Here is a 13,791-nt window from a genome sequence, read left to right as displayed (position 1 = left end):
CGAGCAGAAGCCCGGAGAGGCTGGGACCGCTCCGGGAAACCAGCCGCAGGAGGCCGACCAGTTGCGGAACATGCTGCGCCGGCCCGAGTACCGGCGGGCGTTGGTGTTCTGCGGCTTGATCGGGATCCCGGTGTCGTTGCTCGCGTTCTGGTTCCTCGTCCTGCTCCATGAGCTGGAGAACCTGATCTGGGTGGACTGGCCGCACGATCTCGGGTGGACGGATCCGCCGTGGTGGTGGCCCCTTCCCCTGGCGGTGGTGTCAGGTGCCGTCGTCGCCCTGGTCGTGCTGCGCTTCCCGGGCCGAGGAGGACACATTCCGGCGGCCGGCCTGCACTCCGGCGGGGCGTCGAAAGCCGCTGTCCCCGGCGTGGCCGTCGCCGCGCTGGCCAGCCTGCCGCTGGGCGCCGTACTCGGACCCGAGGCGCCTCTGATCGCGCTCGGCGGTGGTCTGGCGCTGGTCTTCCGGGACCTCGTACGCGCTCCGGCGACCGAGGCGAGCACGGCGCTGCTCGGGGCCGCCGGGGCCGCGGCAGCCATCTCCGCGATCTTCGGGAGTCCGCTGGTGGCGGCCGTGATCCTCATGGAGGTGGCCGGAGTAGGCGGGCCGCAGCTGTTCGCGGTGATGCTTCCCGCGCTGCTGTCCAGCGGGATCGGCGCCATCGTGTTCACGGGCTTCGGCCACTGGACCGGGCTGAAGACCGGGAGCCTCGACATCGGGCTGCCCCCTCCGCCCCTGCTCGACACCGGGGCCGTGGTGTGGTCGGCGCTGATGGCGCTCGTCATCGGGGCGGCCGTCCACTGGATCATGGTGGGCGGACGGATCACGGCGCGTTTCGTGTCGGTGCGTCCGCTGCCCAACACGGTGCTCTGCGCGCTCGGCGCGGCGGGCTGCGCGGCGCTCTACGCCGTCGTCACCGGCCGTTCGCCGGCCGAGGTCTCCCTGTCCGGCCAGACCACCCTGGACCAACTCGCCGAGGACCCCCATGCGTGGTCGGTCGGCGCTCTGGTGGCGGTGCTGGCGTTCAAGGGCGTCGGGTACACGCTGTGCCTGGGAAGCCTTCGCGGCGGTCCGACCTTCCCCTCCCTGTTCCTGGGCGGAGCGGTCGGTGTGCTGCTGTCCCCGCTGCCGGGGCTGGGTGTCGTGGCGGGGATGGCGGCGGGGATGGCGTCGGCGTGCGCCGCCGCGCTGCGGCTGCCCGTCAGCACGGTGGTGCTGGTCGTCCTCATGGTGGGCAACTCGGAGACGGTGCCGGTGATCGTGCTGGCCACGGTGGTGTCGTTCGTGACCACGGAGTTACTGCCGCAGGGGCCGGGAATCCCTGAGTTCAGGCCGCGTCCCGGTCGAGAGCGTCGTCCAGCGTCGTAGCGGCCATGATGAGGGAGAGGTGGGTGAAGGCCTGCGGGAAGTTGCCCAGTTGCTCCCCACTGGGGCCGATCTCCTCGGCGAACAGGCCGACGTGGTTGGCGTACGTCTGCATCTTCTCGAAGGTGTAGCGGGCCTGCGTGAGGCGTCCCGCGCGGGCGAGGGCGTCGACGTACAGGAACGTGCACAGGCTGAAGGTGCCTTCGGAGCCGCGCAGTCCGTCCGGGGAGGCCTCGGGGTCGTAGCGGTAGACCAGGCTGTCGGAGACGAGGACGCGGTCCATGGCGTCGAGGGTGTTGAGCCAGCCGGGGCTGCGCGGGGACAGGAATCCGACGCGGGGCGCGAGCAGCAGCGAGGCGTCCAGGACGTTGCCGCCGTAGTGCTGGACCAGGGCCTGCTCCTTGTCGTTCCAGCCGCGCTCCATGACCTGTTCGAGGATGGCGTCCCGGGCCCGGGTCCACAGCGCGGTGTCGGCGGGCCTGCTGAACTCGTGGGCCAGTTTGAGACCGCGGTCGAAGGCGGCCCAGCACATCACCCGGCTGTAGGTGAAGTCCTTGCGTCCGCCCCGGGTCTCCCAGATGCCCTCGTCGGGCCGGTCCCAGGAGTCGGCGAGCCAGTCCAGGGTGGCGGCCAGGCCCTTCCACCCGTGGTAGCCCGCCTGTTCGCCGACCTGGCGGCCCTCGGCCAGCGCGTAGAGGGCCTCGCCGTAGATGTCGAGCTGCAGCTGGTCCGAGGCCGCGTTGCCGGCCCGGACCGGGGAGGAGCCCCGGTAGCCCTCGAAGTGGTCCAGGATCTCCTCGGTCAGATGGGGGTCGCCGTCGACCCGGTACATGATCTGGAGGGGTTCGCCGTCCGGTCCGTCGTGGGCGGCCAGGCGGTCGCCGAGCCAGTGGGTGAAGCGGGTCGCCTCCTCCACGAAGCCGAGGTCGAGCAGGGCCCGCACCGACAGGGAGCCGTCCCGCACCCAGGTGTACCGGTAGTCCCAGTTGCGCTCACCGCCGACCTGCTCCGGCAGTCCCATGGTGGCGGCGGCGACCGGCGCGCCCGTCGGCGCGTAGGTGAGGAGTTTGAGGGTGATGGCCGAGCGGTGCACGATCTCCGTCCAGCGGCCGCGGTAGCGTGAGACGCGCACCCACCTGTGCCAGAAGTCGATGTCCTTCCAGAGCTCCTCGGTGATCTGCTCGGTGGTGGGCGGCGGTGGCGCCTCGCCGCCCGGCGCGCAGACGGTGAACACCACGGCCGTCGACTCCCCGCCGTTCAGGGTGATGGTGCCCCGGACGTCCTGCCCGTCCCGTTCGAACGGGATGCCGCCCTGGAGGTAGGCGGTCGCTCCGGGCGCCCGGAACGTCGCGGTGCGGGGGGTCAGGTCCAGTTCGTGGGCCGCGCGCGCGTAGTCGAACCGCGGCCGGCATTCGAGGCGGAAGCGTACGGTGCCGCGTACCGCGCGTACGACGCGCACCAGGCGGTGCCGGTCGGTCGCGGTCGGGCCCGGCTGGACCGGCATGTGGTCGATGATCTCGCCGACTCCGTCGGGTGACATGAAGCGGGTCACCACGGCGGCGGAGTCCGGGTAGTAGAGCTGCCTCCAGGTCCCCTCGGGGTGGTCCGGGGCGAGGCGGAAGTAGCCGCCGCCGTCGTGGTCGAGCAGGGCGGCGAAGACACTGGGTGAGTCGAAGCGCGGCGCCGCGAACCAGTCGATCACGCCCTGGGACGTCACGAGAGCGGCGGTCTGCAGGTCCCCGACGAGCCCGTGGTCGGCGATGGGCGGGTAGCGGTCCATGTCGGTCTCCCTTTCCCGGGTGCTTCAGCCGCTGTCCGCCCGGCGGGGGGGGGGCGGCGTCGACGCGTACCTCGTGGCCCTTCTCGGGTCAGCGCAGTCGCTCCGCGATGTGGTCGCCGACGCGCAGGGCGTTGGCGATGGCGGTCAGCGACGGGTTGACCGCCGCGATGCTCGGGAAGAAGCTCGTGTCGACGACATAGAGGTTGTCGAGGTCGTGGGCCTTGCAGGTGACGTCGAGAGCGGAGCTTTCGGGGTCGTGGCCGAAGCGGACCGTGCCCGCCTGATGCGCGGTGGCACCGATGGGCATCCCCTTGTGCAGGTAGATGCTGTGCGACAGGAGATGGTGCTCGTGCATGCCCAAGTGGCCGAGCATGTCCTGCAGTTTGTGCCGCAGGCGTGTCAGCCCGGCGGTGTTGTTCTTCTCGTCGAGGGCCAGATGGATGCCACCGTCCCGGTCCAGGGTGACGCGATTGTCGGCGAGCGGCAGGTCCTCACCGCACAGCCAGAAGTCGACCGCGTGGTGGGCGAGCACCTCGAACGGCATGTCGGGGGCCACCGTCCCGGCCCAGCGGGGTGCCTCGCCGTGGATCTGCTCGGAGTCGGACTTGCCGAGCATCTGGATGCCGCCGAGGGGGTAGTCCCAGTCGTCGGATCCCAGGTACCAGTCGTGCAGCGCCAGGGTCTTCTGGAACCGGGTGTCGTTCGGTTCCCTGGACACGGCCATCAGGGCCAGGTTGTTGTGCCGCATGTAGTGCCGGCCCACCACGTCCGAGCTGTTGGCCAGGCCCCGGGGATGCCGTTCGCCCGCCGAACGCAGCAGCAGGGCGGCGGAGTTGACGGCGCCGCAGGCGACCACCACGATGTCGGCGCTGAACTCCACGGTGGCGGGGTCGCCGTCCCCCACGGTCGCGACGACCGAGGTGACACTGTGGCCGGTCGGGTCCGTGTCGAGGCGCCGCACGTCCGCGTGGGTGAGCATCTCGACGTTGGGGTGTTCGAGGGCGGGGTCGACGCAGATGACCTGCGCGTCGGACTTCGCGCCGACCAGGCAGGGGAAGCCGTCGACGCGGTCGCAGCGTATGCAGGCGCTGGTGTGGGTGGCCCGGCCCCGGTCGTCCTGGGTGAGGTTGACCCCGATGGGGAGGTGGAAGGGGTGCAGGCCCCGCTTCTCCAAGTCGTGGCTGAGTTGCTGGATCCGCGGCTCGTGCTGGACCGGCGGGTGGGCGTACTGGGCGCTGGTGGGGCCCTCGGTCGGGTCCTCGCCGTGCCGGCCGTGGACGAGGTAGAGGTGCTCGGCCTGCGTGTAGTACGGCTCCAGTTCCTCGTAGCTCAGTGGCCAGGCGGGGGACACACCGTCGTGGTGGCGCAGTTCGCCGAAGTCCTCGGGGCGCATCCGGAAGAGCGCGGCGCCGTAGAACTTGGTGTTGCCGCCCACGTAGTAATTGACCTCTGGCGGGAACTCTTTTCCGTCCTTGTCGTACCAGAACTCCGGGGCGCGGTATTTGCCCTTGACGAAGACCGCGTCGGATTCCCAGTTGTCGCGTTCGCGGGGCAGATAGTCACCGCGTTCGAGAAGGAGGATCCGTTTTCCGGTGGGTGCCAGCCGGTGGGCGAGGGTGCCGCCGCCGGCACCGGTGCCGATAACGATGACGTCGTAGTGCAGTGCGTCGGTCATGCCGGCCACCGTCCTCGGAACGTGCTCCGGTCCTGCCGTTGAATCCGTTGAATCCGTTGAATCCGTTGAAAAGGGGTTGAAAATCCAGAAAGCCTGAAAGGGTCGAGAAGATTGAAATGGGCGCATCAGGCCCGATCCCCAACGTATCCCCGGGCGCTGGTTCCGGCGAGTTGGGCTGTTCGGGTGGCCGACCGGGTGGCCGAGTGGCCGGGTGTCACAGGATCGCGAGGGGGTTGACCGGGGAGCCGGTCGCCTTGGGCAGGCGGAGCGGCGCGATCACGCAGAGGAAGGACCAGCGGCCTGCCTCGGCGCAGAGCGGCGCGAGGTCCTCGAACCGCAGGTAGTCCAGCAGATGCAGTCCCATCGCGTGCACGGCGAGCACATGCACCGGGAACGCGACCCCCGGTACCGCGCTGGGTGCCGTGTCGTTGTTGCCGTCGCCGCCGAGCACGGCCACCTGCCGTTCGGCCAGGAACTCCAGGGCGGTCGGATGGAGTCCGGCCCGCGCGCCGGCGACGTCCCAGGGCCCCAGTTCCTCCCGCCGTCGGCGGTGTCCGACCCGTACCAGGAGGATGTCGCCCCGGCCGACCCGGACCCCCTGCCGCGCCTCCGCGGCGACGAGGTCCTCGGTCTTCACGGGTGTTCCGGGTTCGAGCCAGGGAACACCGTGCAGCCGGGGGATGTCGAGGAGGACCCCGCGCCCGACGATGCCGTCACTCGCCAGGTCGACGGAGAGGGCACTCGCGCCGTCCGGCGACAGCGCGTCCGCCGCCGGCAGGCCGCCGTGCAGGGTGCCGTCGTAGACGACGTGGCACAGCGCGTCGAGGTGACTGTCCACATCGCCGTGGACATTCATGGCGAACCGGTCCCGGGCGAATTCCAGGCCCCTGGAACCGGGATGCCCGTCAGCCGGAGCGGTGAGCCGGTGCCGGGCCGGGTCGGCGTTGTCGGGGCCGCCACGGGTGTCGACGGGCGCGGCGAGCGACACCGTACGTCCCGTCCGCACCTCGCGGACGGCCGCCAGCACCTGTTCCCCGGTGATCCTGGCCAGGGCGCCGCGGCGCGAGGCACCGCCGGGGGCCTTGGCGCGCAGATGACGGTGGAGGTGCCGGAAGTCGGCCTCGCTCAGCTCGCTGGGCGACCACATGCCCCCACCCTGCGGCAGTCGCCGGGTCCTCGCACGCCGAGTTGCCGGGTCCGGGGGCCGCCTCGTTAATGGATGGGCGACTGCCGGGGCGACCGGCCGGCGCACCGCACCGATCCGCGGAGGTCCGGATGGACATGATCCATGTCCGGGCGGTGTGCCCGCCGGACCTCACGGACCGCGCCATGGCCCTGTTGGGTGCCGAGCCGTGCGTCCTGAACCTGCTCCTGCACACGGGCACCGTACGCAATCCCGACGGTGACGCGATCGAGTGCGACGTGCTGACCGGAGCCGCGAACGAGGTGCTGGGCGGGCTGCGGGACCTCGGGCTGGAACACCGTGGCTCCGTCGTCCTCGATCCGGTGGACACGGTGTTCTCCGAGCGTGCGGCCCGGACCGGGGCCGAGGAGCTCGGGGCCCGGTTGCGTGCGCCCGTGTGGGAGCAGGTGGAGGCCCGGATCCGGTCCGGGGGCAGATACCCCCCGAGCTTCTATCTCTTCCTGGTCATCGCCGGGCTCATCGGCGCGGTGGGCATCATCACCAACTCGCAGATCCTCATCGTCGCGGCCATGGTGGTCGGACCGGAGTACGGGGCCATCACCAGCATCGCGCTCGGTATCGACCAGCGCGCCTGGCCGAGTGTCCGGCAGGGCCTCATGGCACTGCTGGTGGGGTTCTCGCTGGCCGTCGCCGCGACCTTCCTCTTCGCTCTCCTCGTGCGGGGTTTCGGACTCCAGCCGGAGGCCTTCGAACTGGGGCTGAGGCCCGTCTCGAATCTGATCAACACCCCGAACTTCTTCTCCGCCGTGGTGGCGGTGCTGGCGGGGATCGTCGGCATCGTCTCGCTGGCCGAGGCCCGCACGAGCGCGCTGCTCGGCGTCTTCATCTCGGTGACGACCATTCCGGCGGCGGCCGACATCGGGGTCTCGGTGGCGTTCGCCAGCTGGGACGAGGCCCGGGGTTCGCTGCTCCAACTGCTGCTCAACATCGTCGTACTGATCCTGGTCGGCACCGGCACGCTCAGGTGCCAGCGGGCGATCTGGCGCCGGGTGAGCGCACGCCGGCAGGGGCGCGCGGTCAGGCGGTCGGCGTAGCGGCGGACGGCTGGTCGGGGGTGTCGTCGCTGTCCAGGAACTCGCGGATCGCGAAGGCGACCAGCACGATCACCAGCGTCCACACCACGACCGCCACGGTCGGGTAGGTCCAGGTGAACAGCACGATCGCGGCGACCACCAGGATCACGCCGCCGATCCACTGCTTGTAGCGGTGGACGAACCGGCCGACCGGGCCCAGCCTCAATCCCGCCGACACGGAGACGTCGCGTAGGGCGCCGACGGACTTGCGGCAGCCCGTACGGGTGAGGACGGCGCCCCGGGACGGGCCGACCAGGAAGGCGCCCGCGGCCGTCACCAGAGCCACCGCGGCCACCACTCGTACGCCCGCGCGCAGGAACTTCACCAGCGCGTCGTACACCGCGCCGGCGGCGGCCTCGGACGTCCCGGCGGGCAGATGGTCGAGGTAGACGGACCGCAGGACGCTGAGGGTGATGCCCAGCACCAGCATCGCGGCGAACACCGCCAGGGCGGCCCCGATCAGGGCCCGGCGGCGGTGCACGGCCAGGTAGACGCCCGCGGCGGCGATCAGTACGGCGATGAGGGGCAGCCAGCTGCCGACGATCTCCAGCACCCTCAGGTACCACTTGATCTCGCCGACGTCCTTCGAGGCGAAAACCACGAACTCGGTGTGCACGGCCGGGATGGCGGCTGCCGGTGCGAACCCGGCGCTGACCAGCCGGTCCTTGACCTCGGCGACGATCGGTCCGACGTCGATGGCGACCTTGCCGTTCTCGACGGACACCACGGAGTCGGACTCGCCGGTGAGGGCCTCGTCGAGCGCGCTGTGGGCCCTGCGGTTCGCGTCCACCCAGAGGGTGTCGAAGGCGTTGCTGGAGACCACCCGCTCGACGGTGTCGCTGACCAGGCTCGTCAGTCCGCTGGTGATCGGGCCCTTCAGGTTGCCCAACAGGGCGGCGGCCTTCGGCGGGGCGCCCTGCTGGGACGCCAGCTTCTCCAGCTCCTTGACCAGTGCCTCCACGTCGATCTGCGCCAGGACCGCCGTGGTGACCCGGTTGGTGACCGCCTTCTGCACGTCCGGGTTGCTCGCCAGCGGCCCGACGGTGGCGACGTAGCGGTCGGTGTCCCGCACGATGCTGTTCGCCCAGACCGCGACGACGGCCAGCAGTGACAGCAGCGCGGCGAGGAGGATCAGCAGGGCGGACCCCGTCGACCGGAACCAGTGGTGCCGCGTGGCCGGCGCCCGCTCGGTGCTCTCCAGGGCCCACACCCGGTGCCGCAGCTCGTCCAGCTCGTCCGGCCCGTCGCGCTTCCGCGCCGAGCCGGACGGCCGGTCGCCGGGCGGGCCCTCGGGGGGCTCGTCCGGGCCCGGTGGGGGTGTGCTGCTCATGGTCACAGGAGACCCGCGCGGATCCGGCCCCGCGACCTGGCCGGGCCTTTCGGGTCGGTCTTTCGGGTCGGTCCTCCGGGTCGGTCACCGCACTGAGGTGCGGCGGCTCGCGTCCGGTGATGCAATGGAATTCTGAGGCAGGGGGATTTTCATGTCATGACCGCCGAGGGGTGACGCTGTGAGCGATGCCGTGAACGATGCCGTGAACGATGAGACCGCCGCAATGGGACCGATCGACTACCTGGTCGTCGAATTTCCCGGCAACCGGATGACCGGCGAGGGATTTCCGCTCCTGGTCGACCTGGTGGACCGCGGCCTCATTCGGATCCTCGATCTGCTGTTCGTCAGAAAGGAGCAGGACGGATCCGTGGTCGGCCTGGAGATCGCCGATCTCACCGGCGACGGCGCTCTGGACCTGGCCGTCTTCGAGGGCGCCCGGTCCGGCCTGCTGGGCCAGGACGACATCGAGGAGGCGGCGGCCGCCCTGGAACCCGGCAACTCCGCCGGGATCCTGGTCTACGAGAACCTGTGGGCCGCGCCCTTCGCCACCGCCCTGCGCCACGGCGGCGCGCAACTTGTCGCCTCCGGGCGCATCCCGGTACCGGCCGTCCTGGCCGCGCTGGACGCCACGGATCCGGGTCAGCCGCGGGCGTAGTGGGCAACCACCGGCGCGGGTGTGGTGGCGCCACCGGGAACGTCCGCGTCTCTACTCCCCAGGCTGGTGGTGCGGCGGTGCCAGGGTGCGTAGGACGTCGAACTCGTTGCCCTCGGGGTCGGCCATGACCACCTAGTTCCGGTCTGAGCCCTGGCCCACATTGATCGTGACGGCACCGAGGCCGAGCAGCGTGGTCACCGCAAGGCCCTTGCTCCTACCCCCGACAACCACGCCTGAAGGCAACGATTCTCACCAGCCCTCCCGAAACTTCTCTCATTCTTCGGCCTCATTTTTTGCGCCGACGCGCGACAAACGACGATGATTGCCACCACGGTCATGGATCCGAGAAATACGAACAGTTCCCAACCTTCGGGTATCCAGGACCCCTCTCCATAACCGTCTGCTAGCTGCCACAATTTACCTGCACCTACCTGTCCGAGTCCGCTCGCCCCTCTCCTCAGGGGCGGCAGACGCAGCGCTGCAATCGCCCGGTACGAGGGAGATGCGGTGGGCCTCACCCCATGTTGGCTTTGAGGCCCACCACTATCGTGTCTCGGTCGCACCAATATTGAGGGAACGACCGCGCCTCTACTTCCCGGACTGCCGGTTCCCGGGGGTGACCCTGCCATGTCTTGTGCAGACAGGGGTAGTTGCGTTTCATGACCCAGACGAAGTCTCTGAAGTACGTCTTCATCGCGCTCGGTCTGTACATAGTCGGCGTGCTGTATCTGCGGCTTGGCTTAAATCACCCTCTGGGCAAGGCGATGCTGCTGTCCCTGCTCTGCGCGCCGGTGATTCTGCTGTGGTGGTGGGTGGTCGGGCATATGCGGGCCAGAGCGTTTCGGGCTGGTGAGCGATACAGGCAGAAGCATGAGTAGCGTGTCAGGCGAGCGCCACCAACGTGACCGCCCCCGCTGCGAGGCCCGAGGTTTCGCGGACGAAACCGGTGGTGTTCCCAGGGAGGCGATAATTTGGGCGCCTTGTCAAATTTCAGACGAAGCGCCCAAATGCGGGCGGTAAATTTATCCTAGCTTGACCACCCGGCGGCGTACACGATCCCCAAAATCAACATCGCCGCACCAACAAGACGAAATGCAAGCGAGTTCGACGCTTCAAAGCGACGCCCTGGCCGTGAGCCAACTTCTCTCCCGAACCGTGGCCCCAGAAGCGCAATGGCAACGCCCATAACCGCGATGATGATTCCGACTAGAATGCGCATACAGCCGTCTCCCTGCGAGATTTATTTGCGGCGGCGGCTTCTCGCGTAGAGAACAAATGCACCGATACCGAACAGGACAACCATTCCAATTGCAAGGAAAGGTGACCAGGACGGCCCATCTGGGCGGTTGTTCGCAAGAAACAATAGTGGGGTCACTGCGCCCTCCGTCTATTTTTCACCATGTGTACTTTGCCGATGCAGAGCATTTGCCCGAGCTTCCTCCCGTTCCTACTCCCTCGGATCCGTCCGTGGCAACGGAGAGTTCCGCCGGGCCGACGCCACAAGACACCTCGCCTGTCCAGCCGCTGTCTGCAGAGCCAGACGCCAAGCTGGCATCGGCACTGAGTCCGGGAGTGCCGGCGCCGAACTGCACATACGGGTGCAGGCTTCCGTCTTCATTGATGCTTACTCCGCCGCCGATGCACAGCCAGAAGCATCCCTCTCCACCTATGTCAAAAGACAGAAGACCGCTCTGATCGCTGTGGTTGATGGGGTCTCCGGCCGCATAGGCGTAGAGGTTGCTCTCCTTGCCCGACGGGTCGTGCTGGGTGAAGCGGCCGAGTTGGGGGTCGTAGCGGGCACCCGTCTTGCACAAGCCCGACGGGTCGAGGTAGGTGCCGGTGTAGCGGTAGGGCTGGTCGGTGCCGGTGGTGGTGCGGGCCTCGCCGTAGGGGCCGTAGCTGTAGGTGGCGGTGCGCTTGCCGCCGGCGTCGACGAGGTCGATGACGCTGCCCTGGACGTCGGTGAGCTAGTACTGGCTTGCCCCGCCGGAGGTCATGGCGGTCAAGGTGCCCGAAGGTTCGCGGACGAAACCGGTGGCGTTCTCACGCGTCGTCCCGGTCGCAGCGGTGGTGAACGTCAAGCTACCGTGCGTGAGGGAGTCATTGTTGTTCGATCCTTCGTAGGTGTACGCCGAAGCGCTGCCGGAGCCGTCAGGGCGGGTGTTCGCAAGTACTCCCGATGTGGCACTAGCGGAATTGGCGTCGGACACCAGTCATCGCCTTCGGCCGTGCGGCTGAACACTCAGAGCTTGAGAGCCGGGTCCGGACCGGCGGTGAACCGTGCCAAGACCCGGCGGGGAGCCGAGAGAAGACAGGCGCTACCTCTTACGCGCCTTACTCACCAGGAAGGCCCCCCGACAATCACGACAAGGATGATTGCGATGATCCAGAAGCTAGGGGTTCCCTGCCCTGCTCCCTTAGCTCCTATTCTCACGAGTGGCCCCGCCATCAATTGAGGACGCTGCTGGCAGCCTTCTCACCGAACTCACCGGCTGCGTACCCAACTCCGAAGCAGGTGGCGCCGACCGCCAGTCCGCCCACTCCTGCGGTCGGTGCGCTGACGGCGGCGGCTACCGCTCCGCAGCCGGCCTCCGCGGTGGCGTCGGCCGCCATTCCGACTCCCGTGGCGAGAGCGTCCGTGTAGTTGCTCGTCGATGTCCTTGGCCATGCTCCCTATGTCATAGATGTCGAATCCCTTGCCCACCGCGTCGAAGAAGGACAACCCTTGCGGGTCGACGTTGTTGGTGGGGTCGCCGGCGGCGTAGGCGTAGAGGTTGCTCTCCTTGCCGGAGGGGTCGGGCTGGGTGAAGCGGCCGAGTTGGGGGTCGTATTGACTTGCTCCTCGGGCTGAAGCCCGAGGATTCTGGCCTTGCCGACCGTTTCTGTGCCGCTACGCGGCACGGGGTTGGGTCGGGAATCCGTGGCTTCCTGTTTCTTCGCGCTGTGCCGGGATTGCTCCTGGTCTTACCGGCGCTCCGCAGGCCGTCACCGCCAGTCCGGCGGCCGTCTTCACGTTGATCGCGGCGTTGGTGTCCCGGTCGTGGACGGTGCCGCAGGCGCTACAGGTCCATTCCCGGACGTTCAGGGGTTTGGGCCCGTCCTTGATCCCACAGGTGGAGCAGGTCTGGGAGGTCGACTCGAACCGGCCGATCTTCACCAGGGTGCGTCCGTACCGCTCCGCCTTGTACTGGAGCATGCTGATGAACGATGACCATCCGGCGTCGTGCACGGACTTGGCCAGCCTGGTGCGGGCCAGTGCCGCCACCGACAGGTCCTCCACGGCGATCCCTTGGTTCTCGGTAATCAGCTTCGTGGAGAGCTGGTGGTGGAACTCGCGGCGTGCGTCAGCGACTTTGGCGTGGGCGCGGGCGACCTTGAGGCGGGCCTTGGCCCGGTTCTTGGATCCCTTCTGTTTGCGGGACAGATCCTGCTGGGCCTTCTTCAGTTTCTTCTCCGCGCGCCGAAGGAAGCGGGGGGAGTCGATCTTCGTGCCGTCGGAGAGGACCGCGAAGTGGGTGAGGCCGAGATCGATACCGATGCTGCCGTCGGTCTCCGACATCCGGGCCGCGTCGGCGGCAGGGTCGGTGTCGATGACGAAGGAGGCAAAAAACCGGCCTGCGGCGTCTTTGATGACGGTGACGGAGGTGGGGGTGGCGGGCAGGGTGCGGGACCATTTCACCTTCACCGCGCCGATCTTCGGCAGGTTCAGACGGCCGCTGTCGGTGATGTTCCAGCGGGCGTTGGCGGTGAACCGGATCGACTGCCGGGCGTCCTTGCGGGACTTGAACCGGGGCCGGCTCATTCTCGGGCCCTTCCGCGCACCCTTGAGGGAGGCGAAGAAGTTGCGGTACGCCCTCTCGGCGTCCCGCAGGGACTGCTGCAGGACGACGGCCGACACCTCACCCAGCCAGGACCGTTCCGGCGTCCGTTTCGCTTCTGTGATCAGGCAGGTGGACAGCTGCCCGGCCGTCGGGAACGGCCGCCCGGCCTTACGGGCGTCCTCGCGGGCACGCACGGCGTCGTTGAACACGACGCGGGCACACCCGAACGCCCTGGCCAGCGCGGCCTGCTGAGCGGCGTCGGGGTACACGCGGAAGGCGTACCGGAGCTGCATGACCATCACACTAGGTAAGTCGAACCCACGTCGTCACCGGGAACATGTGCACGATCCGTCACCGTCACGAAGCGCGCCGCGTCCGGCTCCGCCGGAACGAGACCGCGACACTCCGCGTCGCAGCCACACGATTCGCTTCACCCCCGGCCTGAAGGCGGAGCACTGCGAATGATGTCCGGTAGCGGAAGGCGGTGGTGGCACCGGTTCCGGCGGTCTTGTCGACGACGCGGGTGATCGAGGCGAGCCGGTTGGTGTCCCAGGTGAAGCGGGTCTCGCGGCCCTCTGGGGTGGTCACCTTCGTCATGCGGTGCGAGGTGTCGTAGTCGAAGACGGTGGTCTTGCCGTCGGTGTCGGTGAACGTCTTCAGATCGTCCCCGGACCCACGTGTAGGTGGCGGACCGGCCGGTGTTGTCGGTGATTTGGTGATCTGCTTGCCGTCGTTGGCGAAGGTCAGGGTGCGGCCGGAGGCGGCGGTGACCTTCGAGGTGAACGCGCCGGAGTAGGCGATGGTGGTGGCGTTGCCGTTCTTGCCTCCAGTACTGACTTGCCTCACATGAATGCTCGCGTAACCCCTGGGCACACGAGGTTGTTTGATCG

At 68.6% G+C, this 13,791-nt stretch carries 12 protein-coding genes and 2 pseudogenes; 4 read left to right on the top strand and 10 right to left on the bottom strand.

Annotated features, from left to right (window positions below; all coding sequences use genetic code 11):
- Positions 1 to 70: 70 nt before the first annotated feature.
- Complete coding sequence (locus tag ACFYRY_RS10490; protein ID WP_389143714.1) at positions 71 to 1,366, top strand: chloride channel protein; 1,296 nt, start codon at positions 71 to 73, stop codon at positions 1,364 to 1,366.
- Here the strand turns inward: ACFYRY_RS10490 and ACFYRY_RS10485 are convergent.
- From ACFYRY_RS10485 to ACFYRY_RS10475, 3 genes are all read right to left on the bottom strand, one after another.
- The gene (locus ACFYRY_RS10485) at positions 1,326 to 3,143 is read right to left on the bottom strand and encodes a glycoside hydrolase family 15 protein (protein ID WP_389142236.1); all 1,818 of its coding nucleotides are present in this window, start codon (positions 3,141 to 3,143) and stop codon (positions 1,326 to 1,328) included. The two genes, ACFYRY_RS10490 and ACFYRY_RS10485, sit on opposite strands and share 41 nt — an antisense overlap.
- An 88-nt stretch (positions 3,144 to 3,231) precedes the next feature.
- Complete coding sequence (locus ACFYRY_RS10480; protein WP_389142234.1) at positions 3,232 to 4,818, bottom strand: GMC oxidoreductase; 1,587 nt, start codon at positions 4,816 to 4,818, stop codon at positions 3,232 to 3,234.
- Positions 4,819 to 5,032: 214 nt separating this feature from the next.
- Positions 5,033 to 5,965 carry a cyclase family protein gene (locus ACFYRY_RS10475; RefSeq protein WP_389142232.1) on the bottom strand — a complete coding sequence of 311 codons (933 nt, stop codon included), beginning with the start codon at positions 5,963 to 5,965 and terminating at the stop codon, positions 5,033 to 5,035.
- 128 nt (positions 5,966 to 6,093) lie between these two features.
- Between ACFYRY_RS10475 and ACFYRY_RS10470 the strand changes: the two genes are divergently transcribed.
- A complete protein-coding gene (locus ACFYRY_RS10470; protein ID WP_389142230.1) occupies positions 6,094 to 7,056 on the top strand; it encodes a DUF389 domain-containing protein in 963 nt (320 codons plus the stop codon).
- Here ACFYRY_RS10470 and ACFYRY_RS10465 read toward each other — a convergent pair.
- Positions 7,040 to 8,425, bottom strand: coding sequence for a hypothetical protein (locus ACFYRY_RS10465; RefSeq protein WP_389142228.1), 1,386 nt, complete (start codon positions 8,423 to 8,425; stop codon positions 7,040 to 7,042). The genes ACFYRY_RS10470 and ACFYRY_RS10465 overlap by 17 nt on opposite strands.
- Positions 8,426 to 8,648: 223 nt before the next feature.
- Between ACFYRY_RS10465 and ACFYRY_RS10460 the strand changes: the two genes are divergently transcribed.
- Positions 8,649 to 9,080 (top strand): DUF6325 family protein, encoded by a 432-nt coding sequence (locus ACFYRY_RS10460; RefSeq protein WP_389142226.1) that lies wholly within the window; start codon positions 8,649 to 8,651, stop codon positions 9,078 to 9,080.
- Positions 9,081 to 9,131: 51 nt separating this feature from the next.
- Here the strand turns inward: ACFYRY_RS10460 and ACFYRY_RS10455 are convergent.
- Positions 9,132 to 9,278 (bottom strand): annotated as a pseudogene (locus ACFYRY_RS10455) (VOC family protein); the annotation flags it as partial.
- 461 nt (positions 9,279 to 9,739) lie between these two features.
- On the opposite strand from ACFYRY_RS10455, the gene ACFYRY_RS10450 reads away from it, so the two are divergent.
- Positions 9,740 to 9,958: a hypothetical protein gene (locus tag ACFYRY_RS10450; protein ID WP_389142224.1), complete on the top strand. Its 219-nt coding sequence runs from the start codon at positions 9,740 to 9,742 to the stop codon at positions 9,956 to 9,958.
- Positions 9,959 to 10,474: 516 nt separating this feature from the next.
- Here the strand turns inward: ACFYRY_RS10450 and ACFYRY_RS10445 are convergent.
- The 5 genes and pseudogenes from ACFYRY_RS10445 to ACFYRY_RS10425 form a co-directional block, all read right to left on the bottom strand.
- Complete coding sequence (locus ACFYRY_RS10445; RefSeq protein ID WP_389143711.1) at positions 10,475 to 11,023, bottom strand: RHS repeat-associated core domain-containing protein; 549 nt, start codon at positions 11,021 to 11,023, stop codon at positions 10,475 to 10,477.
- A gap of 505 nt (positions 11,024 to 11,528) precedes the next feature.
- A complete protein-coding gene (locus ACFYRY_RS10440) occupies positions 11,529 to 11,693 on the bottom strand; it encodes a hypothetical protein (protein WP_389142222.1) in 165 nt (54 codons plus the stop codon).
- 118 nt (positions 11,694 to 11,811) lie between these two features.
- Positions 11,812 to 11,910 (bottom strand): annotated as a pseudogene (locus ACFYRY_RS10435) (RHS repeat-associated core domain-containing protein); the annotation flags it as partial.
- 60 nt (positions 11,911 to 11,970) lie between these two features.
- Positions 11,971 to 13,194 (bottom strand): RNA-guided endonuclease InsQ/TnpB family protein, encoded by a 1,224-nt coding sequence (locus tag ACFYRY_RS10430; RefSeq protein WP_389142220.1) that lies wholly within the window; start codon positions 13,192 to 13,194, stop codon positions 11,971 to 11,973.
- A gap of 64 nt (positions 13,195 to 13,258) precedes the next feature.
- The gene (locus tag ACFYRY_RS10425) at positions 13,259 to 13,747 is read right to left on the bottom strand and encodes a hypothetical protein (protein ID WP_389142218.1); all 489 of its coding nucleotides are present in this window, start codon (positions 13,745 to 13,747) and stop codon (positions 13,259 to 13,261) included.
- Positions 13,748 to 13,791: the final 44 nt, after the last annotated feature.

This window comes from Streptomyces sp. NPDC005263 (assembly GCF_042872365.1).
In the GTDB taxonomy this organism is placed as follows: Bacteria; Actinomycetota; Actinomycetes; order Streptomycetales; family Streptomycetaceae; genus Streptomyces.
This window is presented reverse-complemented; position numbering and strand designations above follow the sequence as displayed.

Coding starts and splice junctions, on each gene's coding strand:
- ACFYRY_RS10470 (WP_389142230.1), top strand. CDS start 6,094: ATGGACATGATCCATGTCCGGGCGGTGTGCCCGCCGGACCTCACGGAC.
- ACFYRY_RS10485 (WP_389142236.1), bottom strand. CDS start 3,143: ATGGACCGCTACCCGCCCATCGCCGACCACGGGCTCGTCGGGGACCTG.
- ACFYRY_RS10450 (WP_389142224.1), top strand. CDS start 9,740: ATGACCCAGACGAAGTCTCTGAAGTACGTCTTCATCGCGCTCGGTCTG.
- ACFYRY_RS10475 (WP_389142232.1), bottom strand. CDS start 5,965: ATGTGGTCGCCCAGCGAGCTGAGCGAGGCCGACTTCCGGCACCTCCAC.
- ACFYRY_RS10430 (WP_389142220.1), bottom strand. CDS start 13,194: ATGCAGCTCCGGTACGCCTTCCGCGTGTACCCCGACGCCGCTCAGCAG.
- ACFYRY_RS10490 (WP_389143714.1), top strand. CDS start 71: ATGCTGCGCCGGCCCGAGTACCGGCGGGCGTTGGTGTTCTGCGGCTTG.
- ACFYRY_RS10460 (WP_389142226.1), top strand. CDS start 8,649: ATGGGACCGATCGACTACCTGGTCGTCGAATTTCCCGGCAACCGGATG.
- ACFYRY_RS10480 (WP_389142234.1), bottom strand. CDS start 4,818: ATGACCGACGCACTGCACTACGACGTCATCGTTATCGGCACCGGTGCC.
- ACFYRY_RS10440 (WP_389142222.1), bottom strand. CDS start 11,693: ATGGCGGCCGACGCCACCGCGGAGGCCGGCTGCGGAGCGGTAGCCGCC.
- ACFYRY_RS10465 (WP_389142228.1), bottom strand. CDS start 8,425: ATGAGCAGCACACCCCCACCGGGCCCGGACGAGCCCCCCGAGGGCCCG.